This window comes from Acinetobacter amyesii (assembly GCF_002018365.1).
Taxonomy (GTDB): Bacteria; Pseudomonadota; Gammaproteobacteria; order Pseudomonadales; family Moraxellaceae; genus Acinetobacter; species Acinetobacter amyesii.
In genome coordinates, this window is record NZ_MVKX01000002.1 from 307,280 (window position 1) to 330,327 (window position 23,048).

General features: G+C 40.0%; 19 protein-coding genes. 7 read left to right on the plus strand and 12 right to left on the minus strand.

All coding sequences use genetic code 11. The features are described from left to right. Positions 1-83: 83 nt before the first annotated feature. The gene (locus B1202_RS05090; RefSeq protein ID WP_078189490.1) at positions 84-653 is read right to left on the minus strand and encodes a peptidylprolyl isomerase; all 570 of its coding nucleotides are present in this window, start codon (positions 651-653) and stop codon (positions 84-86) included. Between the two features lie 101 nt (positions 654-754). Here B1202_RS05090 and B1202_RS05095 point away from each other — a divergent pair, with 101 nt between their 5' ends. Next, positions 755-1,426, plus strand: coding sequence for an acetoacetate decarboxylase family protein (locus B1202_RS05095; protein WP_078189491.1), 672 nt, complete (start codon positions 755-757; stop codon positions 1,424-1,426). A gap of 63 nt (positions 1,427-1,489) precedes the next feature. On the opposite strand, the gene B1202_RS05100 is transcribed toward B1202_RS05095, so the two are convergent. Further along, the gene (locus tag B1202_RS05100) at positions 1,490-2,560 is read right to left on the minus strand and encodes an alpha/beta hydrolase (protein WP_078189492.1); all 1,071 of its coding nucleotides are present in this window, start codon (positions 2,558-2,560) and stop codon (positions 1,490-1,492) included. A gap of 201 nt (positions 2,561-2,761) precedes the next feature. On the opposite strand from B1202_RS05100, the gene B1202_RS05105 reads away from it, so the two are divergent. Then, positions 2,762-3,331, plus strand: a complete 570-nt coding sequence (locus tag B1202_RS05105) for a hypothetical protein (protein ID WP_078189493.1) — start codon at positions 2,762-2,764, stop codon at positions 3,329-3,331. Between the two features lie 182 nt (positions 3,332-3,513). Here the strand turns inward: B1202_RS05105 and B1202_RS05110 are convergent, their stop codons facing one another. Beyond that, positions 3,514-3,741 (minus strand): hypothetical protein, encoded by a 228-nt coding sequence (locus tag B1202_RS05110; protein ID WP_228144800.1) that lies wholly within the window; start codon positions 3,739-3,741, stop codon positions 3,514-3,516. Between the two features lie 937 nt (positions 3,742-4,678). Here B1202_RS05110 and grpE point away from each other — a divergent pair. The 4 genes from grpE (at position 4,679) to B1202_RS05130 (ending at position 8,943) form a co-directional block, all read left to right on the plus strand. Further along, the gene (gene grpE, locus B1202_RS05115) at positions 4,679-5,218 is read left to right on the plus strand and encodes a nucleotide exchange factor GrpE (protein ID WP_078189495.1); all 540 of its coding nucleotides are present in this window, start codon (positions 4,679-4,681) and stop codon (positions 5,216-5,218) included. 154 nt (positions 5,219-5,372) lie between these two features. Further along, positions 5,373-7,313: a molecular chaperone DnaK gene (dnaK, locus tag B1202_RS05120; RefSeq protein ID WP_078189496.1), complete on the plus strand. Its 1,941-nt coding sequence runs from the start codon at positions 5,373-5,375 to the stop codon at positions 7,311-7,313. 220 nt (positions 7,314-7,533) lie between these two features. Further along, complete coding sequence (locus tag B1202_RS05125) at positions 7,534-8,445, plus strand: matrixin family metalloprotease (RefSeq protein WP_078189497.1); 912 nt, start codon at positions 7,534-7,536, stop codon at positions 8,443-8,445. Between the two features lie 120 nt (positions 8,446-8,565). After that, positions 8,566-8,943, plus strand: coding sequence for a hypothetical protein (locus B1202_RS05130; protein ID WP_168379524.1), 378 nt, complete (start codon positions 8,566-8,568; stop codon positions 8,941-8,943). A 68-nt stretch (positions 8,944-9,011) separates the two neighbouring features. On the opposite strand, the gene erpA is transcribed toward B1202_RS05130, so the two are convergent. From erpA to B1202_RS05150, 4 genes are all read right to left on the minus strand, one after another. Then, a complete protein-coding gene (gene erpA, locus B1202_RS05135; RefSeq protein ID WP_078189499.1) occupies positions 9,012-9,347 on the minus strand; it encodes an iron-sulfur cluster insertion protein ErpA in 336 nt (111 codons plus the stop codon). Positions 9,348-9,481: 134 nt separating this feature from the next. Further along, the gene (locus B1202_RS05140) at positions 9,482-10,489 is read right to left on the minus strand and encodes a putative solute-binding protein (protein ID WP_078189500.1); all 1,008 of its coding nucleotides are present in this window, start codon (positions 10,487-10,489) and stop codon (positions 9,482-9,484) included. Positions 10,490-10,691: 202 nt separating this feature from the next. Next, positions 10,692-11,702 carry a putative solute-binding protein gene (locus B1202_RS05145; RefSeq protein WP_078189501.1) on the minus strand — a complete coding sequence of 337 codons (1,011 nt, stop codon included), beginning with the start codon at positions 11,700-11,702 and terminating at the stop codon, positions 10,692-10,694. A 257-nt stretch (positions 11,703-11,959) separates the two neighbouring features. After that, positions 11,960-12,964, minus strand: a complete 1,005-nt coding sequence (locus B1202_RS05150; RefSeq protein ID WP_078189502.1) for a putative solute-binding protein — start codon at positions 12,962-12,964, stop codon at positions 11,960-11,962. A 196-nt stretch (positions 12,965-13,160) separates the two neighbouring features. Here B1202_RS05150 and B1202_RS05155 point away from each other — a divergent pair, with 196 nt between their 5' ends. Next, a complete protein-coding gene (locus tag B1202_RS05155) occupies positions 13,161-15,098 on the plus strand; it encodes an ATP-binding cassette domain-containing protein (protein WP_078189503.1) in 1,938 nt (645 codons plus the stop codon). A gap of 530 nt (positions 15,099-15,628) precedes the next feature. Here the strand turns inward: B1202_RS05155 and B1202_RS05160 are convergent. The 5 genes from B1202_RS05160 to dnaA all read right to left on the minus strand — a co-directional run bounded on the left by B1202_RS05160 (position 15,629) and on the right by dnaA (position 22,436). Beyond that, entirely contained in the window at positions 15,629-16,006 is a 378-nt protein-coding gene (locus tag B1202_RS05160) for a hypothetical protein (protein ID WP_078189504.1), read from the minus strand. Positions 16,007-16,175: 169 nt separating this feature from the next. Continuing rightward, entirely contained in the window at positions 16,176-18,644 is a 2,469-nt protein-coding gene (gyrB, locus tag B1202_RS05165) for a DNA topoisomerase (ATP-hydrolyzing) subunit B (RefSeq protein ID WP_078189505.1), read from the minus strand. A gap of 43 nt (positions 18,645-18,687) precedes the next feature. After that, positions 18,688-19,770 carry a DNA replication/repair protein RecF gene (gene recF / locus B1202_RS05170; RefSeq protein ID WP_078189506.1) on the minus strand — a complete coding sequence of 361 codons (1,083 nt, stop codon included), beginning with the start codon at positions 19,768-19,770 and terminating at the stop codon, positions 18,688-18,690. A gap of 23 nt (positions 19,771-19,793) precedes the next feature. Next, positions 19,794-20,942 (minus strand): DNA polymerase III subunit beta, encoded by a 1,149-nt coding sequence (gene dnaN, locus B1202_RS05175; RefSeq protein WP_078189507.1) that lies wholly within the window; start codon positions 20,940-20,942, stop codon positions 19,794-19,796. Between the two features lie 108 nt (positions 20,943-21,050). Further along, positions 21,051-22,436 carry a chromosomal replication initiator protein DnaA gene (dnaA, locus tag B1202_RS05180; protein WP_078189508.1) on the minus strand — a complete coding sequence of 462 codons (1,386 nt, stop codon included), beginning with the start codon at positions 22,434-22,436 and terminating at the stop codon, positions 21,051-21,053. Positions 22,437-23,048 lie beyond the last annotated feature (612 nt).

Consider the following 23,048-nt stretch of genomic DNA (forward strand, 5'->3'; position numbering starts at 1 on the left):
GGTTCAAAAAACACACTTTATTCACATAAATACATGATATTTATTACAAATATCATGTAAAATATTTTTCCTATTTTGCGTGCTTAGTTTTTTACAGGTGCTGATTTAATCACCACACTCTGTATAACCACTGGGTTTACAGGAACATTTTGGTGCATTCCATAGTTCGCAGTTGGAACTTTTACGATTTTATCGACGATATCCATACCTTTAGTGACCTTACCAAAAACAGCATATCCCGCATTCATTGCACTTTTATTGAGAAAGTCATTGTCTGCAACATTAATAAAGAACTGACTACTTGCTGAATCAGGATGATTCATCCGTGCCATTGCCAATGTGCCGCGCTTATTGCTCAAGCCATTACTCGATTCATTCTTAATAGCCGCTTTTGTTGGCTTCTCCTGCATTTTGACATCCATGCCCCCACCCTGAACCATAAATCCAGGAATCACGCGATGAAAGATCGTGCCGTTATAAAATTTTTCTTTTGCATAGCTTTCAAAGTTTTTAGCTGAGATAGGTGCCTTGTTATTGAATAGTTCAATTTCAATATTGCCTTGTGAGGTTTTCATTTCGACAATAGTATTGGCAGCAAAACTGCTTAAGCTCACACAGCCAAGTGCTGCGGTAAATAAAATCTGTTTTAACATTTGCTAACTCTTCTGGTTGATCTCGTACTTGTTATTGACTGTATATTAGTCTTTGATGATTAAAAAGTAATTATTCTGCCATTATTAAAACGAGAACAATGATGACGCAAATAATACCGTCGGACACTGCATTGACACATTTACCACCTTGGCAACTGCGTGGCGATGCTTTTATTTTGAATTATTGGATCTCTCCGAGTTTTATCCAACAAGCGCAGATGTTCCGTTTAGCGACATCACCTCTGGGTCGTGTGGTTCAGGTGTTATTGGTCCGATACCATGATTCGCCTGTGGGTCCTTATGACGAATTGCTGATTTTAGATCACCCTATATGGAGTAAGAAAAGGTTAAGTTCGATTCCTAAGATTTATGTTTCGACAGATATCTCTGTCATTCATGGTCAAAAACTCTGGGGTATTCCTAAAGAGTTGGCAAAGTTTGAATGGCAACAACATGACAATGAAGTGGTCTGTACTATAGAAGTTGAACAACAAAAGATGCAGATCCGTTTAAAAAAATCACGTTCACAGCGTTCTTTCTATATTAATAGTCATCATATCCCAGCAGCGATGTTACAAATCAGACAAGCGTGGGAAGGTAAGCGTTATCAATTTTCACCGAAGTTTCGTGGACGGCTCTCTAAACTGAAACAGGTAGAATGGCACAACACGCAGGAGATTTTTCCTAATTTTGCCGAAGCACGATTATTGCAAAGCTTTTATGTCCCCGAATTTAGCCTCGTATTTCCTGCTGCAAAAATCCAAGATAAATAACTCAATAAATAAAAACCCAGTGTTTCACGTGAAACACTGGGTTTACTTTATATAAAGGAATGATTAGCTACGTTTATCCCAAAATTTACGGAACTTCGTACTGATCTCGATCACGTATTTTTTAGCTCGGTGCGAAACCGAGGTTAAATTGATAAAGCCATGGGTTTGATCGGTATATTCTTGATAAAACACTTTCACCCCTTGCTGACGGAGTTTATGCGAATAAATTTCACCTTCGTCATGTAAAACGTCATGCCCTGCCGTCACGATATACGCGGGTGCAATACCTGCCAATTTTCCATAGGTCGGTGAAATTAATGGATCATCCAAGGCCACTGCATGTTGTTCCGCATATAGAGCCGTTACGACATCAATATCTTTTTCAGTCAGAACCAGACCATCTTTATACGCATAGAAAGATGGGTGGCGACTCTTGAAATCCACTACTGGGTAAATTAATAGCTGAGCTTGTGGGGCAAAAACTTTCTGAGCACTGCGCTGCGCAACCGCAGTAGCAATATTGCCGCCTGCACTATCACCTGCCACCGCAATTCGATTTTTAAGAATTTTAAACTGACGACTATTTTGGTAAGTCCAAGCCAAGGCATCTTCACAGCTTTGCATTAATTGAGCTGGGCTGGCCTCTGGTGTTAAAGGATAATCAATACTTAAGACTTGTGCTTTGGCATGCACAGCCAATAAACGACAAACTTCATCATGTGTGTCTAAACCACCCACCACAAAACCACCACCATGATAGAACACGATCATCGGTAATTTTTTATTGGGAGCAGGATGATAATGACGCGCAAACAGCGTTGCACTTTGTAAAGGTAGACGTATATCTTGCACTTGTTTCACAAAGGTCGGTTTGGTCTTGATCGACTCCATCTGTAAATCAAATAATTTACGAGACTTCACATAGTCTTCGGTCACAAAGCCTGACTTACCTTGCTTGAGTTGAGCCGCCATCATGCATTTCACCAGCGGATCTAATTCTGGAAAAATAAACGGATAATCGAGACGTTTTGCGAGGCTTTCTTTGGCAAAGTTAGGAAGACGATCAAGTAACCGAGCAGCCGTACCTTGGCCTTTATCTTTCATATTTTTAAGTGATTCATTCAATGCAAACATGCTCTATCCTTCGAATTATGCTCTTCATACTTTCTACATGATCTAGGTCAAATGTGACCATATTCACATATAAGTCTCAACATCGACATACATAGTACAGACCTAGTTAAGCTAATCTTCTTTTATAGAGTTGTCATTGACAATTTACCCAAGTTTTATGGGTTGATTATGCTAACCCATTCTCGATAAAGGATACTCACCATGGCTAAAAAGATCATCCTTCTGTCTTTTGCGACTGCTTTTTTGGCTGTAGGCTGCGTAGCATTCCCTGAAGATGGTTACTACGATGGACGTTATGATCAACGTTATGACCACCGTTATGATAATAATGATCGACGCTATGACAATCGTTATGATCGCCGTTACGACAGTCGTTATGAACAAGACCGCCGTACATGGGAACGTCAGCAACAACAACGTAATCGTTTAGAGCTTGAACGTAGAAAGCAGCAACTTGACCAGCGTAACTGGGAACAGAATCGTAAAAATCAACAAGAGTGGGATCGTCGTAAAAACGAACTCGAACGTCAACGTCTAGAACAACAGCGTAAAAACTCTGAAGCGGAACGTCGTAAACGTGCTGAACAAGATCGTCAAAAAGTCAGCAAAGAGCGTCAGCGTTTAGAAGAACAGCGCCGTAAAGCCAGCCAAGATCGTAGAAAACAAACTGAGCAAGAGCGCAAAAAAAATATTCAAGATTTAAGAAAGGCATCAGATCAACAACGTAAAGCGGCTGAAGAACGTCGTCGCGCATGGGAAAATCGCCGTTAATTGATGTTTTTTGCAGATCGGTTAGAAGTAAAAAGCTCATCTACATGATGGGCTTTTTTTTCGCTCACTAAAAATCGAAAAGGTAAAAAAAGCAATAGAAAAGAAAATAGACAGAAGAGGCATCCTATCTTCTGTCTATTCTTGACTGCCTGTTGTTACAGGTCAGAGAGCATTAAACAATATTATTGCTGAACTGTAGGTTGTGGTGCAGGCGCAGATTGAACTTCAGCACCTTGAGCTGATGGATCTGCTTGAACCACAGCACCTGATTGTTCTGTCGTAACAGATGCTTCAGTTGCAGACGTTACTTGTGCGGTTTCCGGAGATTCTACAGTTTCTTGAGAAGTACAACCTACCGCAGCTAAACCAAAACCTAAAACTGCGACAGCGAATAAACCAATTTTTTTCATCTTCATTATTTCCTTCATTGAATCATTAAAAGCAAAGCTCAACTTTGCCCGAGTCATAATGGAAAATAATTCTGTGAAGTTCCCACCTTCTGAGTTGTACTTTGTACGAGGCACGGTACAGCTTATGAAACGTTTTATTAATCAGGCAGTTTTCATTCATTTTGAGGCTTTACATCATTTATTTAACTCAAGTGCTTTGTTTTTTATTAATAAAATAAATATAAATGATTCTAAATAAAGCGTGATCTCAGCTTTTGAATACAATAAAGTCCAACAAAACTTGCAACTCAGTTACTTAAGTTGCTGTTTTTATAAATTTCATGCAAAAAAAAGCCTGCTTATGAGAGAAGCAGGCCATGAAAAACACATTCAAAATAAATTCGGAAACTACAGCGATAGAATCTGAAATAAAGAATACTGTGCTGATCATTTTTTGTGAAATATTTAATAAAACTGATACTAAGAGTTTTTATGTATAAATATTAACCAATATTTTTGAGGCAAAAAAAAATGCTGATTCTTGGGAAATCAGCATGGAAAAGTGTTTCTAAAATCTAGAGGTAGTCACCATATCCCTCTCTCCAGTGGATATGGTCACTTCCGATAGATAAATTATGCAAATTTTCAGGCACAATGAGAAACCGTTAAAATTTATGATGAAAATCTATAAATCCGATCAAAATATGATTATACATTCAAATCAATAATTTATATTTTCATAGAATTTAATTTTGCAGTCGATATTTGGCTGAAAAACCATTTTTTTGAATAAAAAACTGCATTTAATCGCTGACTTCGCTTGAATTTTTATCCCCTGCCCCGATTTCTTCTATTAATCATGAATTCAAAACGCATGGCAGTTACGCATCGATGTCGTTTGAACGCACAGCTATAAGGACTGAACATGTTTAAGAACCCATTTAAACGGAGTAAATCAATGGCGACTGAGCAAAACCAAGACGCTCAAGATCTTCAACAAGAGCAAGCAGAACAGCAAACTCAAGCTGAAAACGAGCAAGCTGAAGTTTCAGTTGAAGATTTACAAGCACAAATCACCAATTTAGAAGAAAGCTTAAAACTTGAAAAAGCACGTACTGCAAATGCCGTATATGAAGCGCAAAAAAGTGTAGAGCGCATTCAACGCGAATCTGAAAAGCATAAAGACACTGTGCTGGAAAAATTCGCAAAACAATTGCTTGATTCAGTTGATAACCTTGAACGTGCCATCGCTGCGGCAGGTGATGAAAAATCAGGTTTATCTGAAGGTGTAGAACTTACACTGAAATCATTGCTCAGCACTTTAGAAAAATTTGGTGTGGTTGCTGTGGATACTGCAAATGGTTTCAATGCAGATCTTCACCAAGCTGTGGGCATCGATCCAAATGCCAAATCGAATGAAATCGGGACAGTATTGCAAAAAGGCTATAGCTTAAACGGTCGTCTATTACGTCCAGCTATGGTTATGGTTGGTGCATAAACCCAAATTTTCTGAGACGAATTAAAAATTTTAACCAATATTACTTGAAAATTTTTGATTGGCTCTCATATCGGATAACAAGTAAATCCCTTTTTATTTCCCTTTGAGAAAGGGAAGAGTTTGGGAATAAAAGAATTTTAGAGGAAACATCCAAATGGCGAAAATCATTGGTATTGACTTAGGTACTACAAACTCTTGCGTAGCAGTACTTGAAGGCGACAAAGTAAAAGTAATCGACAACGCTGAAGGCGCTCGTACAACTCCATCTATTATTGCGTATAAAGATGGCGAGATCCTTGTCGGTCAATCTGCTAAACGTCAAGCAGTGACTAACCCTAAAAACACATTATTTGCAATCAAACGTTTGATCGGTCGTAAGTACCAAGACCAAGCTGTGCAAAAAGATATCGGTCTTGTACCTTACAAAATCATCAAAGCTGACAATGGCGATGCTTGGGTTGACGTAAACGACAAGAAACTTGCACCACAACAAATCTCTGCTGAAATCTTGAAAAAGATGAAGAAAACAGCTGAAGACTACCTTGGTGAAACAGTAACTGAAGCGGTTATTACTGTTCCTGCTTACTTCAATGATGCTCAGCGTCAAGCGACTAAAGATGCTGGTAAAATTGCTGGTTTAGAAGTTAAACGTATCATCAACGAACCAACTGCTGCGGCTCTTGCGTTCGGTATGGACAAAAAAGAAGGCGACCGTAAAGTTGCGGTTTACGACTTGGGTGGTGGTACTTTCGACGTATCAATCATTGAAATCGCTGACCTTGATGGCGACCAACAAATCGAAGTGTTATCTACAAACGGTGATACTTTCCTTGGTGGTGAAGACTTCGATAACGCGTTAATTGAATTCCTTGTAGAAGAATTCAAGAAAGAACAAAGCGTAAACTTGAAACAAGATCCTCTTGCTCTTCAACGTTTAAAAGAAGCTGCTGAAAAAGCAAAAATCGAGCTTTCTTCTTCGAATGCAACTGAAATCAACCTTCCATACATCACTGCAGATGCGACTGGTCCTAAACACTTAGTGATCAACGTAACTCGTGCAAAACTTGAAGGTTTAGTTGCTGACTTAGTTGAACGTACTATTGAGCCTTGCCGTATTGCGCTTAAAGATGCGGGTCTTTCGACTTCTGACATCTCTGACGTGATCTTGGTGGGTGGTCAGTCTCGTATGCCACTTGTACAACAAAAAGTACAAGACTTCTTCGGTCGTGAGCCACGTAAAGACGTGAACCCTGACGAAGCTGTAGCGATGGGTGCTGCAATTCAAGGTGCGGTACTTTCAGGTGACAAAACTGACGTACTTCTTCTTGACGTAACTCCGCTTACACTTGGTATCGAAACAATGGGCGGCGTGTTAACAGCAATCATTGAGAAAAACACCACGATTCCTGCGAAGAAATCTCAAGTGTTCTCAACTGCTGCTGACAACCAACCTGCTGTAGACATTTCTGTGTTCCAAGGTGAACGTAAAATGGCGCAGCAAAACAAATTGTTGGGTAACTTCCAATTAGGCGATATCCCACCTGCTCCACGTGGTGTGCCACAAATTGAAGTATCTTTCGACATCAACGCTGATGGTATCTTGAAAGTATCTGCGAAAGACAAGAGCACTGGTAAAGAGCAATCAATTCAAATTAAAGCAAACTCAGGTTTGAGCGATGCTGAAATTGAAGCGATGATCAAAGATGCTGAAGCGAATGCTGAAGAAGACCGTAAATTTGAAGAATTAGCGAAAGCACGTAACGAAGCTGACGCGTTGATATCTTCTGCTCAAAAAGCAGTGAAAGATCTTGGCGAGCAAGTCACTGCTGACGAAAAAACTGCAATTGAAACTGCATCAACTGAGCTTGAAGCGGCTACGAAAGAAAATGACGTAGAAGAAATCAAAGCGAAAACTGAAGCACTTCAAAACATCATCATGCCGATCACTCAACGTGCTTATGAAGCTGCACAAGGTCAAGGCGGTGCTGAAGGTTTTGATCCTAACGCTTTCCAAGGCGCTGAAGGTCAAGCTCAAAAAGCAGATGACGGCGTTGTAGATGCTGAGTTCACTGAAGTTAAAGATGACAAAAAATAATTTGTCGTTTTGAGTTAACTCGAAAGAGTGAATAAAAAAAAGACCGCGCGAAAGCGCGGTTTTTTTTTGCAGATGATTTTTCTGCATCAGGCGATATTCAAATAAGACGCTAACTTTCAAACAGCCACATTCTTCGCGACTCACTATCAATCTAAACTTCGATTTCCATAGCGCTAAATTTCAGTTAAATTAATGCAAAATAATCAAGTTTTGCGACGCTATGCGTTTGATTTTAATTATTGTTGTCATCTTTTTGAGTACTTGGTGGATCTTTCAAACCAAGCAGCATCCTCAACTGAAATTTAATTCAATTTCAGATCGACTTTTACACCCTCTCGATACCCGTTTGCGTTATCGAGTTGCTGATGTCGACCCACGTTTTGGATTAAGCCAACAACAAGTCATACAACTTAGCCAAGAGGCCGCAGAGATATGGCATAAAGGGACGCTCAAACCGTTATTTATCTATGACCCGGATGCACAACTGGCGATCCATCTAATTTATGATGACCGCCAAGAACAATACAATGCCTATAAGCAAGTCCAAAAGACCTTAGCCGCAGATAAAGCCCGTAATGATTTATATGCCGAGAACTTAGCAAATTCGAGAAAAGGTCTGGAGATGAATGAGCAACAGCTGCGATCAAAACAAGCCATGATCCGTGCGGAAATAGTACAGCTGTCGCAAGAACGTATGAGTTGGAGCCGAATCGAGCATGCGCAAGGCCCCAATATGCAACGCGTTGAAAGAAAACTTGCACAAGTCAAAGCACAAGCGATGCAATTAGACCAAGAAATAGATCGATTTAATCAGCAAAATGATCAATTTAATCAACAAGTCTCAAGCTATAACCAGCAAATCGATCAATATAATGCAGGCGTGATACAAGCCAGTCAGCGCTTTCCTGCACGAGAGTTTCATAAAGGTGTCTTTATGGGGGATCAGATTCAGATTTATCAATTTGATGCCGAAGATGATTTACGCCTCACCCTTGCCCACGAACTCGGACATGCTCTCGGCTTATCTCACCACAATGACCCTGCTGCATTAATGTACCCAATCTTGGGCGCGCAACAATTAGAAAACTTTAAACTGATGCCAGCAGACCAAAGCTTACTGTATTATCGCTAGTGTGCCCTGAGCATAAAAAACCATACAATTTATAAGGATATTGCAGGATTCACCAACAAAAATCAGCATTTCATGTTATTGTTGATATGCAATAATTCCCTTATATCAATGACATCTTCCGTGGAGAGCAATGTGAGTTACTACCATATCTTAATTGAAGTGAATGACCACATCAGCACGATTGAACAAACCCGTGATATTGAACTTTTTGATATTACCGAAATTCAACCTTATCTCCATGCGGTACTTTTACCATTTTTTAATGAGCAACTCATCGAACTCGAAGACGAAAATCTTGAGTTTAAAGATGTCTTGCATTTACAAGTCAAACAAACCCTTTTACCGATCCGTGACCTCATCGAAGAAGAACAACGCCTGCTGCCGAGTGATACCGATGTCACCATTACAGCTTATGAAATTTTTAATAATTATCAATTGAGTCAAGACGTGACTACAGTGATTTTAGATCTGTTAGAAGCGCTTAAATTTGAAGCCTAATATCGATTTTAAACATTAAAAAAGCCCTCAAAATGAGGGCTTTTTTATGGCTCAATTCATCATCGTAATTAGATCGAGAATGAAGATCCACATCCACACGTGGTTGTCGCATTCGGGTTTTGTACCACAAAACGAGAACCTTCAAGACCTTCAATATAATCGACTGTTGAACCAACTAAATATTGATAACTAAGTGAATCCACCAACATTTTCACGTCTTCATTGATAAATTCAGCATCATCTTCGTTTTGGCTTTCTGCAAAATTAAATCCATATGAGAAACCTGAACAACCACCACCAGTCACATATACACGTAACATGAGGTCTTGATTACCTTCACTGTCACGCAATTGGCGTACTTTATTGGCAGCATTGTCAGTCAGCACAAGTGCTTGAGCATTCATGATGGATTCCTCTGAGTCATTGGGGTGTCTTTAAAAAGAAAAGACCATATTTCAAGTATAACATACTCAATATATGGTCAGTCTTCACAGTTTAAAGTTAAATCAGAGTATTTTTCTCAAGATTCATTTAAAACTTATTTATAGTTTTCTTCCTGTAATGCACATTCGAAGTTTTTCGGGTCTTGTTTACAACGGAATTGCCATAATAATTTCATCATTCGCTTGTCGTAGATACCACGTTTAGTCAAATCAATACGCGCTTCACGCATCATTTTTTGATAACCAGCTTTGTCTGCCGTTGGAACATCCATCCAATATTTGGCTGGAATTTCTGACTTCATTTTGCCTAAAATCGTGAATGCACGCGGTAATTGTGTTTTGACCCAATCACGTGATTTTTGCCCATACCCCGCTGGGAATTTATCTGGACGAATAATGATATTTCCCGTCACTTGTAAAATTGGATAATTGACGATTGCGCCTTTGCTGCCTAAACCTTTATGTAATTCTAATGGTTTGAACACCGCAGCAGGTGCACCAATAATATCCACCTGACCATTGTTAAATTTAGCGCCGAAATTGGTTACATCGGCACTGACCGCTTGGGCCCCGACCTGCTGCACCATAATTTTCTGCGCTTCATCATAATCAAGCACCGCAATTTTTTTACCTGCCGCTTTAGCGACAGTATTGATACTACGATCATTCACCAAAAGGTAAGCATCACCAACAGGTATCACACCTGCTACTTCATATTTACTATTGACCATGCTCTTAGCAAACGTTGGACTCGCAAGGCCTTGCATAATTTTCACGGCCAATTTTAAATCTGGAATTGCACCAATCGCATCTAAAGAACCGGTAAAATTGTTGAATTGGCGGCCACGCATACCGGTGACACTGATCCCATCACATTTCCCCGCTTTAAAGTCTTCCGCAATCACTGCTTCATTTTGACCGACGCGGAGCTCAATGTCTGCGCCCCAGTTTTTTGCTGCCAATTGATAATCTTTCATCAGGGTAAAAACATCACCATTTTTACCAACCAAATCAAATACACACACCACTTGCTTCGCTTGAGCTACGCCATTCACCGCCATTAATGCAGCAGCAACGCTCAATGCCTTTGTCCATTGTTTCATACTGACTTTCCTTGTTTTTTACTGTTTTTGTTTTTAACCATTTTTTGAATTTTGGGTCATGCCGAGTTCGATTCAATTGACTCACAGCCCTCGATTTGAATTTAGATTACCTGAATATTTTGCTGACTCAATGGCGAGAATGACCTGTAAATTTGCAAAAAAAAGCCTGGATAAATCCAGACTTTTTTCTTTAAATATCAGCTTATTCGCCGCCAAGTGAACATTCAAAATTGGCTTTATCGACAGAACAACGTGCCTTTTTCAATACAGACATCATGCCTGCATCATAAATGCCACGTTTCGTCATATCCATACGACCTTCACGCAGTAATTTTTGATATTTGGTTTTATCTTCTGCACTTAGGTTAAGTTTATATTTCGCAGGAATACCCGCTTCTAGACGGTTAATCATCGCGATACTCTTCGGTAAGTGTTTCACAAACCAATCACGAGATTTTTGACCAAAGCCTTCAGGGAACTGATCAGGACGAATAATAAAGTCCGCAGTCACTTGTAGAACTGGGAAGTTAAACATCGCACCATTGGTACCTAAACCTTTATAGATCTCTAATGGTTTGTAGGCATATGCAGGCGCACCCACCATATCCACCTGACCATTATTAAACTTCGCCACAAAGTTAGATACATCTGAAATCACAGCTTGAGCGCCAACACGTTGCACCATGATTTTTTGTGCTTCGTCATAGCCTAATACCGCAAACTTTTTACCTGCCGCTTTTTCAATTGAATCAATTTTCTTGTCTTTGACAAAGATGAATGCTGAACCCAATGGGGCAATACCCGCCACTTCGTATTTCTTACCACCTAGATTGCTGACCATTTTTGCAGCATTACGTTGGTCTAATGCAAAGGTAATCGCACGTTGTGCAATCGCATTACTCGGTGCGCCACCCAGCGCATCAATAGAGCCTGCAAATTTGTTGTATTGACGAGCACGCATCGCCGTCATAAATACGCCGTCACATTTACCTGCTTTAAAGTCATTGTCGGCTACAGCTTCATCTTGACGCGGAATTAAGTTAATTTCAGCACCCCAGCCTTTTGCTGCAAGCGCCCATTCCTGAGCCATTTGATATGACTCGCCTGACTTACCCAGTAAGTCAAATACACAGATATCTACTTTTGCTGCCTGAGCTGAACCAGCAAAGCCAATTGCAGCAAATGTAGCCAATGATAGGAGCGTTTTTTTCATTCTATTTTCCTTTCAAATCTTTTTATGGTTCAGAGGTGTCCTTACACAACGCCGATATTAAGCAAGTTAAATTAAAAAAAATAGAGCATTTACTCCATTTATTTATGTCATTTTGGCATATTCTGTTTTTCTGTGATGCATATCACTTTTTATTCAAAGTTAAATTATAAATATAATCATCATCTTATATTTGCAAAAATGGCTTTTTACATTTACAGCGATTGCATCAAAATTTACAAAGAAACACAGAAAAAAGCTTATTCACCCGCCACTGAACACTCAAAATTGGTTCGCTCAATCGTACAACGGGCTTTTTTTAGTACCGTCATCATGGTGGAGTCATAGATCCCTTGTTTGGTTAAATCCATCCGTCCTTCACGCAATATTTTCTGATATTTCAACTGATCATCTTTGCTGAGTTTCATCTTATATTTGGCAGGAATTTCAGCTTCCATACGTTTCACCATGGCAAAACTTTTTGGTAATTGCTTGACGAACCATTGCCTAGAGGGTTCAGCAAAACCTTCTGGGAATTTATTGTTACGAATAATCAGGTCTGCCGTGACATTCACCACAGGAAAATTCACCATCGCCCCAGTAGTGCCTAAGCCTTTTGAAATTTCGAGTGGCTTAAAGGCATAAGCCGGCGCAGCCACAATTTCAACTTCAGCCTGATTAAACTTGCGAATAAAATTGGAAATTTCCGACATGACTGGCACCGCGCCGACACGGTCGACCATCACTTTTTGCGCATAGTCATAATGCAAAATGGCAAATTTTTTACCTTCAGCTTTTTCTAAATTATTGATATTGCGATCACGGACAAAAATATAGGCTGAACCAATTTGCCCGATCCCGGCCACTTCATAGCTGTCTTTGCCTAGATTAGTAATCAGTCGTTTACTGTTCCGTTTATCTAAGACATAGGTAATGGCTTTTTGCGCGATGGTATTGTTCGGTACACCGCCAATGGCATCAATCGAACCGGCAAATTTGTTATACGCACGTGCCCGCATCGAGGTCATATAAAATGCGTCACATTTCCCTTCTTTAAAATCTTTATCGACTTTGGATTCATCTTGATATGAAATCAGTTGAACTTGTGCTCCCCATGCCTTACTGGCCAGAGACCACTCTTCCATCAGCTTATAAGATTCCCCCGCTTTTCCAAGTAAATCGAACACACAAACCTTCTGATTGGCATAGCTTTGTGCAGACATCACACCTGAAAGAAGCGATAAAATTAAAATTCCTTTTCTCATTTCTTATATTCCCAATATGTTTTATTAATCCATTTAAAACAACAACTTGAAATATTTTTTTAATACTAAAGCCCGTTCAATATACCTAAATACGTGGAATCTGTCACATTTTTTCAGATGGTTGCGATGCTTTGTTTTTTCTTTTGCAAAGCCATCCATTAGAATAGCCCCACATTCTTCTTGTTTAGTTAGTTCCATGATTCAGTTAGACCAACTTTCCATTCGTCGCGGTGGGCGTGTTTTATTTCAAAAAGCATCTATGCAATTGCATCCAGGCTGGAAAATCGGCTTAACCGGTGTAAATGGTGCGGGTAAATCCACTCTTTTTTCTGCGCTTTTAGGTGGAATGGAATCTGATGGTGGTTCATTAACTCGTCCTGCGGTATGGACTGTCGCGCATATGGCGCAAGAAATCAAAGCTCTAGATATGAAAGCGATTGATTTCGTTCTATCAGGCGATGAAGAATATTGGGATATACAACATAAACTTGAACATCCAGAACAATTAGACAATGAAGCATTGGCACACTTATATGGCCGATTTGATGAAATCCATGGCTATACAGCTCCATCCAAAGCCTCACAGCTGATGGCTGGTCTGGGTTTCTTTGAACATCAGTCGCAGCTCAATGTTTCAAGCTTTTCTGGTGGTTGGCGTATGCGTTTAAATCTTGCGCGTACCCTAATGAGCCGTTCAGACCTATTATTACTCGATGAACCAACCAACCACTTAGACTTAGATGCGATTTTGTGGTTAGAAGATTGGTTAAAAGCTTATGAAGGCACACTGATCTTAATTTCACATGACCGTGATTTCTTAGATGCGGTGACTGATCATATTTTACATATTGAAAATCAAGAGCTGACGCTTTACACCGGTAACTATTCAACCTTTGAACGCACCCGTTCTGAGCGCTTGGCACAACAACAACAAGCCTATGAAAAACAACTCGAAACCCGTGCGCATCTCCAAAAATTTATTGACCGTTTTAAAGCCAAAGCGACTAAAGCTAAGCAGGCTCAAAGCCGTATTAAACAATTAGAACGTATGCAGGAACTTTCTGCCGCGCATGTCGATACGCCATTTACCTTTAGTTTCCGTGAGCCAACCAAAATGAGCTCGCCGCTGTTACAAATGGAACATGTCGATATTGGCTATGGTGACAAACTGATTGCCACCAATGTGAATTTACAGATTACCCCAAACAGTCGCATTGGTTTACTGGGAATGAATGGTGCGGGTAAATCAACCTTAATTAAATCCTTGGTTGGTGACCTTCCCTTATTACAAGGGACGCGCAAAGCCTCAGAACTGTTGAATATTGGCTATTTTGCACAGCATCAAATGGATGCTCTAGATGGCAATGCCAGCCCTATGTTGCAATTATCTCGAATCGCTGACAAAAAAATCAGTGAAGCGGCATTACGTTCATTCTTAGGCAGCTTTGGTTTTAGTGGCGAACGCATGGATACACCAAGTGAAGGCTTTTCAGGCGGTGAACGAGCAAGATTGGCTTTGGCTTTGATTGTTTGGCAACGTCCCAATGTTTTAATTCTAGATGAACCGACCAACCATTTAGACCTTGATATGCGTCATGCCCTAACTATGGCATTACAAGATTTTGAAGGCGCTGTGGTTTTGGTTTCGCATGAACGTCAATTGATTGCCAGCGTTTGCGACGAATTATTGTTAGTACATCATGGGAAATGTCGCGAATTTGATGGCGACCTCGTGGCTTATGCCGATTGGCTGCGTCAAGCACGGATTGACATGATGAAAAATAGCCAACAAGCCCCGACTCCCATCAAATCTCAAGTTGAAACTAAACCAACGATTTCCAAAGTCGATAAAGAAGCGCAACGTAAAGAAGCTGCACGTCAACGTGAATTGACCCGCCCGATTCGTAAAAACATTGAAAAAAATGAAGCGCAAATCAGCAAAATTCAACCACGCTTAAACGAAATCGAGGAATTATTAGCAGACAGTGCTTTATATGGAGCCGGTCGTAAAGATGACTTACTCAAACTGATGAATGAGCAAACAGAATTAAAAGCCAAACTTGAATCTATCGAAGAGCAAATGCTTGAATTAATGATGGAATTAGAAGAAATGGAAAGTAGTTTTGAGGCTTAATTTAAAAAGCAAAGCCCTAGATTTGCATTATTAAGAAAACCTAACTTAAGCTCAAAAAATCAATCGCCGTGAAATTTAAATGTTCCACGGCGATTTTTTATTTATACTTCACAATAGTAATCACACTATAAATCTAAAAAATATTCAAAAAATCGAATGTTCCTAGCCAACTGGTTATTGCATCGTTAAGGCATTTCTATTCGGAAAGAAACTAAAAATTCAGCGATAGCTTTTATCCTACTTTTGCAAATGAATTCAAAAATATGCTTCACATCAAAATCATTGCTATAGTTATCCACAAAAGTCATTTTTAAATTCAAATCTTGGCTTTAAATTCATTTTTATTTTTTAAATTCAAAATATCGAACCACTTTTTTTGTGGATAAATATTTTTAAATGATATTATCCACAATTATAAATGACTTTGATGTTGAACACTATTAAATGTGAAAATTCACAAAACTTATCCACATTTGTAACATGGATGCATTTTATCTCCACTGACTACATCAATTTAAACTTTTTAATGTTTAAGATAAGGCAGAAGGATGGGCTTTTTTTGCCTTTAAAAAGCGTAATTCTTGTATTTTCCAAGTCTGATCAAAATGCCAGATTTCCTGTATTTGCTGCTGTGTTTCGGCTAAACCAATTAAAATTTTGCACTCAGTTTGGTCACGATTAAACTCATATTCTTCAAATTCTACGTCTGGTTTTTGTGGTTTCCAAACCCCATTCTTCACTGCATGTGCAATACGTTCATAGCGGACATAATTACTTTCGACACGCCCGTCTTGCTCATAAACCACCTTAAAGTGCTCATCTTCGTATTCGGCTAAAACAGTATAATTTCCGGTAAAAAATGCATTTACCCAGATGTCACGAATGTGTTCAAGTTGATTGTCCATCATATATAGACCTCTTATTTTTAGCTGCTAAGTTCAATTTGATTTGAGCTTAGCATCAGAATAAGTCAATTTTACAAAACACAAATTGGCGATTTAATATTCAATTTCATTTAAGATAGCACAAAAAAAAGCACTCCGAAGAGTGCTTTTTTGATGATTCTGTAATCAGAATTTAGGCATCGATATCCGCATTTAACGCATTTTCTTCAATGAAAGCACGACGTGGTTCCACATCATCACCCATCAAGCAAGAGAACATACGATCAGCTTCAATCGCATCCTGTACCGTTACTTGCAGCATGTTACGGTTCTCAGGATCCATCGTGGTTTCCCAAAGCTGCTCAGCATTCATCTCACCCAAACCTTTATAGCGCTGAATCATCATGCCACGGCGTGAGTCTTGTAGGATGTTTTGCCAAACCTGATGGAAGCTACTCACTGGAATTTTGCGCTCGCCTTTTTGTAGGTAAGCACCTTCTTCCAATAATGTGAACCAACTCTTCGAATTTTTGAGTAAACGCGCATATTCACCTGAACCCAATAGACCTGAATCTAACAAGTATTGGTGCGGTAAATTATGAACATAGATGGTAATACGCGGGAAATAGGTCGCTGACTTATTGCCTTCAGTATCTTCATGCTCAAAAGTTTCTAAGCTTAATTCAGGACGTAGGCTTGGTTGAGTTTTCTCAATATTGGCACGTAGTTGCTCACCCCAAGTCTGCACATAGTCTTGGTTATTTGCTTGATCTAACTTAAAGCCTTCTACTGCCAATAAACCATCCAACACACTTGCAGGATAACGTACAGTCAGACGATGCAAGCTCTTTTGAGAGGTTTGATAATCCGCAATCACACCCGCTAAAGCCTCACCACGAATGGCAGGTGCTTCTGCACTGATGTGTAATTCAAGCTCATCAATTGCATTTGAAATCAGGTACGTCTCAAGCGCATCATTATCTTTGATGTACTGTTCTTGCTTGCCTTTTTTCAGCTTATACAACGGTGGCTGTGCAATATAAATATATCCACGTTCCACAAGTTCTGGCATTTGACGGAAGAAGAAGGTCAACAGTAGCGTACGAATGTGCGAACCATCAACGTCGGCATCGGTCATGATGATGATTTTGTGATAACGCAGTTTATCTGGGTTATATTCCTCACGGCCAATACCACAACCCAAAGCAGTAATCAGTGTTCCCACTTCTTGTGAAGAAATCATCTTGTCAAAACGTGCACGTTCCACGTTGAGGATTTTACCTTTCAGCGGCAAAATCGCTTGCATCTTACGGTTACGGCCCTGTTTTGCTGAACCGCCCGCAGAGTCACCTTCGACTAAGTAAAGTTCAGACAATGCAGGATCTTTTTCCTGACAATCGGCCAATTTACCTGGCAGGCCTGCAATATCAAGCGCACTCTTACGACGAGTCATTTCACGTGCTTTACGCGCTGCATCACGCGCACGTGCTGCATCAATAATTTTGCCTGCAATCGATTTAGCAGCTTGTGGATTCTCTAAAAGATATTCAGCAAATGATTTATTCATCGCTTGCTCAACCGCAGTTTTCACTTCGCTCGACACCAATTTTTCTTTGGTTTGCGAAGAGAATTTTGGATCAGGCACTTTCACCGAAACAATCGCAGTTAAACCTTCACGTGCATCATCACCAGAAACCGCCACTTTCTCTTTTTTGAGTAAGTTTTCGCTTTCCATGTAGCTGTTTAAGCCACGGGTTAATGCAGCACGGAAACCCGCTAAATGCGTACCGCCATCTTTTTGTGGAATGTTGTTGGTAAAGCAACGTACATTTTCCTGATAAGAATCGTTCCACTGCAATGCAACTTCTACACCAATGCCATTATCGGCTTGAGTAGTAAAGTGGAAGATCTCGTTCAGATGGGTTTTGCCTTGGTTGATATATTTTACAAACTCAGACAAACCACCTTCGTAGTCGTATACATGCTCTAAATTGATACGTTCATCACGTAGCACAATCCGCACACCTGCATTCAGGAACGATAATTCACGTAAACGACGTGCCAAAATATCGACATTAAAAATCGTTTGACTGAAGGTTTCAGCACTTGGCCAGAAACGTACACGTGTACCTGTACGATCTGTCTCACCCACCACTTTTAATGGATACACGGAATCACCGTGTTTATATTCTTGCTGGTGGATTTGACCCGCACGATGAATGGTTAATTCGAGCTTGCTTGAAAGCGCATTCACCACGGATACACCTACACCGTGTAGACCGCCTGAAACTTTATAGCTGTTATCGTCAAATTTACCGCCCGCATGCAGAATCGTCAAAATCACTTCTGCTGCAGAAACACCTTCTTCTGGGTGAATGTCGGTAGGAATACCACGGCCGTTATCCGATACGCTTACAGATTCATCTTCATGAATGGTGACTTGAATTTCGTCACAATGACCTGCCAACGCTTCATCAATTGAGTTATCGACAACTTCAAACACCATGTGGTGTAGGCCAGTACCATCGTCAGTATCACCAATATACATGCCCGGACGCTTACGTACAGCGTCTAGACCACGTAATACTTTGATGCTAGAGGAATCATAAGCTTTTTCTATGGTTTGTTCTGTTTGAGAAGCAGCTTGATCTTCTGAACTCATGGTTTCTCCCTAGTGAAAAATAGGTCTATCCAAAGGTGGTATTTCATTGCACAACAGCCTGCACCGTACCATTTTCAACTTTGAATAATTGATAAGAAATAGATAAATCATGTAAGTGTTTTTGCACTGAATCATGGTCTAAAGTGGTAATAAAAACTTGACTACCAAGATGGCTTAAACGCTCAATTAAACGCTGTTGTGCGGTTAAATCTAATTCTGCTGTCAGATCATCTAATAATACCACAGTTTCCTTATTACAAGCATGTAGCATTGCAATCTGTGACAGTTTTAACGCCATGATCAATAACTTTTTTTGCCCACGAGAGAGCACAACATCTGCATCCCCCATAGCGGTTTTTAACCTTAAATCTGCACGGTGCGGACCATACTCGGTATAGCCACGTTCGCAGTCTTTAAAGTGCTGATTGGTCAGATCATTCAGCAGTCCTGTTTCAGCATGAAAGCCTGCACTATATTCTAATGTTACTGTTAAATGAGGCAATAAGGCTTCGAGATCTTGTTGGAAATATCGAGTCCACTGCTCCACCACATTACTGCGCAGACTATGTAATATCTCACCATAATCACTGAGCATTTTGTTCCACGGTTCTAAGTCAGACAGACTCAAATGACGTCGTGATTTCAGCAAACTATTCCGCTGTTTTAATGCGCGTGCATAATATTGCCATGCATGGTAAAACTCCGGTTCCACGTGGAACATCAACCAATCTAAAAGTTGACGTCGTGGCTTCGCACCATGATCAATAATATCGGTACTTTGTGGATCGATGAGTTGTAGCGGTAAAATCTTGGCCAACTGCCCTTGTGTCCCCACAAGGTCGCCATTGACTTTAATCACTTGCTCACCCGACTGCATTTTTTGCATGCCAATACGGTCTGTTGCAGACTGCGCAAAGACGACAGCGTCAGGGCTATTATTTTGAATATAGTTTTTCGGAATATGGGTTCGAAAAGAACGTCCAGTTGCCAGCAAATGTACTGCTTCTAATACAGAAGTTTTACCTGAACCATTTTGCCCATAAAAGACATTAAACGGCTGCAACCCAGAGAGTGCAACCGTCTTTAAATTTCGAACACGTTCTACATGTAAACGCGTGATATGCATAATAATTGAGACATCAGTCCGAATTAAACACGCATTGGCATCACAACATAGGTTTGATCTTGTTGCTGTGGATCTTGTACCAATACCGACTGGTTCGCTTCTGTCATGGTCATTGCAACATCATCACCATCCAACACATTCAGAACTTCCAATAAGTACTGTGCATTGAATGACATTTCCATCGGTGCATCAGCATATTGAATCGCGAGATCTTCGATCGCTTCATCTTGTTCAGGGTTATTGGCACGAAGTTGTAAAGTGTCCGCATCAAACTTCAAGAATACGCCGCGCAATTTTTCATTACTTAAAATCGCCACACGTTGTAGTGATTGTTTAAATACATCATGTGCAATGCGCACATTTTTATCACCACCACGTGGAATCACACGGCGGTAGTCAGGGAATTTACCATCGATCAATTTGGTGGTGAAACGTACGGTAATATCACCCTGCTCTTTATCACGGCTGGCAATGGTAATTGTTACATTTAATAATTCACGACCAATTAACAACGACAATTGCTCGTCTTCAACACTCAATAGACGCTGCAATTCACCTACAGCTTTACGTGGAACAATCGCTTGCATTGCTTGTGTTGCATTCGAGCTTGCCGCTGTTTCACACATTGCTAAACGGTGACCATCGGTCGTTACTGCACGCAATTGATTTTCATCAATTTCAAGCAAAGTACCCGTCAAATAAAAACGCACATCTTGAACCGCCATGGCAAAAGACGTTTTTTCAAATAAACGCTTTAACTCACGCTGAGTCACACCAACTTGAGTACCTTGAGTATTTTCAGTGGTTAATAATGGATAGTCTTCTGCAGGCAAAGTACCCAATACAAAACGACTGTTTCCAGATTTTAAAATACAACGTTGATCTTCAGTAATTTGCAAATCAATCAATGCCGCTGACGGCAATGATTTACAGATATCCATCAATTTACGCGCAGGAACAGTCGTCACCCCGGCTTGTAAACATGCACCTTCAGTAAGTGGTGTACTTGCAACCAGTTCAACTTCAAGATCTGAACCGGTAATGGTCAAAGCTTGCTCTGTTACCTGTACTTTTACATTGGATAAAATATTTAAGGTATGGCGACGTTCAACCGCTCCTACGACATGTGATAGAACATTCAGTAAGCTTTCTTTCGCGATTTTTAAACGCACGATACATTCCTCTAAAAACTGAAGACAGACAAAATAAATTAATTTTTTAGCAGTGTACTATGCGGCAGAATATACCGCATTGCAAGAACAGAATTTGAACGAAAAGACTTAACTTTGCAGCAGACGTTGCAAGTTTTTATAGTCCTCATTGAAGATTGGATCTTCTTCACGCAGGCTTTGTACTTTTTCACAGGCATGCATCACAGTACTGTGGTCACGATTACCAAAAGCCATACCAATTTCAGGGAAACTATCCCCTGTCAGCTCACGTGCTAGCCCCATAGCCAACTGACGTGGACGTGCATAAATGCGTGTACGTTTTGGACCAACCAATTCTTTCAGTGGAATACGGAAATATTCACTCACCACACGCTGAATATTTTCCGTGCTGATGGTGCGCGCACGAATCGCCAACACATCTTTTAATGATTCACGGACCACATCAAGGTCGATTGGGGTGCCTTTAAAACGAGAAATGGCTACGACTTTATTCAGCGCACCTTCTAGTTCACGGACATTGGCAACCACTTGTTGGGCAATAAACAGCGCACAATTCCGTGGAAGTTCCACCCCATTGCTTTCCGCTTTTTTCAGTAAAATTTCAATACGGGTTTCAATATCAGGCGGTTCAACACCTACTGATAAGCCCCACGAAAAACGTGAAACCAATCGTGGATCTAGCTCAGTCAGTTCTTTTGGATAACGATCTGAGGTTAAAATGATTTGCTTAGATTCATCCAATAACGCGTTGAAGGTATAGAAGAACTCAACCAAGCTAGCCTCTTTACCCGCCAACAAATGAATATCATCCACCAATAACAAATCTAATGAACGACAGTTTTTCTTAAATTCTTCGACCTTACCTTGCTGTAGCGAGCTCACAAAGTCTTGTACAAAACTTTCAGCCGTCATGTACATCACACGTGCATTCGGCTTCGCTTGCAATAATGCATTACCTACGGCTTGCATTAAATGGGTTTTACCTAAACCAGTCGGTCCATATAAAAATAACGGGTTATGCTGCGAAGCACCTGGCTGCGTCAAGACTTTACGACAGGTTTCTGCCGCCATCTGATTGGAACGGCCTTCAACAAACAAGGAAAAGGTAAACAATGGGTTAAGCTGACGCTTACGGTTATTTTTTAAAGACGTCTCTTCTTTTTCTTTTTTAGGACGTGTTGGTACCGACACTTGTGGCGTTGACTCTAATGCTGCGGTGGTTGTTGCTGGTTGCTCAGCTGCAGATAAAATTGCACCAGGTCGTGAATCGACCAAAATCTCAACTTTACGTACCCGACCTTCAGACAACTGTTCCGCTAAAATTGAAATCAGTTCTAAATGGTGCTCTTGAATATAGCGTGTCCAATATGGATTCGGTGCATAGAGTTTTAGACTATCACCTGCATCTTCTGCCACCAGTGGGCGTATCCACATTGTATAGACATTTCCTGAAAGCTCTTGTCGCAAGCGAGTTAAGCAGTCTGTCCAAAGCATGTGAAACCCCTATTTCAGTCCATTGTACGTAAAAAATAATTCAACCCCGCCTAAGCGGGCAGCCATTCTAACCATCTTATCCACATCTGTCATGAACAAATCAGTCGAAATCGATCAAAAAAACACAAATTGAGTTTAAATTTAAATTTAAATCACGTGTGGATAAGTTTATCCGCAAGCTGTGGATAAATTGTAGCACAAAGTTATCCACAAACTATCAAAATTATAAAAACATCGTTATCCACAATATAAATATTTGTTTTTTAAATCTAAAAATACGTTTTCCACAGAAAATATCAACACTAATAGTAATAAATTTAAATTTTAAAATTTGAATTTATTTATAAGATCGACCCATTCTGGGGATAACTTGATGGTTGGTTTAAATTCAAATTTAAATTCATAAAAACCAATTCGCAAATTTGAGATTGTGGATAAAACTGTGAGTAAACTTGAAGATAACTTAAATAATTAACATATACAATGATTTAGTTTGTGAGTATTTTAATTTAAAACTTTCTGACTGATTTCTAATCCTTATATTATCTTGATATATCACAGCCTAGATTTTGAAAGAAAGCGTGTTTTTCATTGACAGCTCAAGCAATGAGC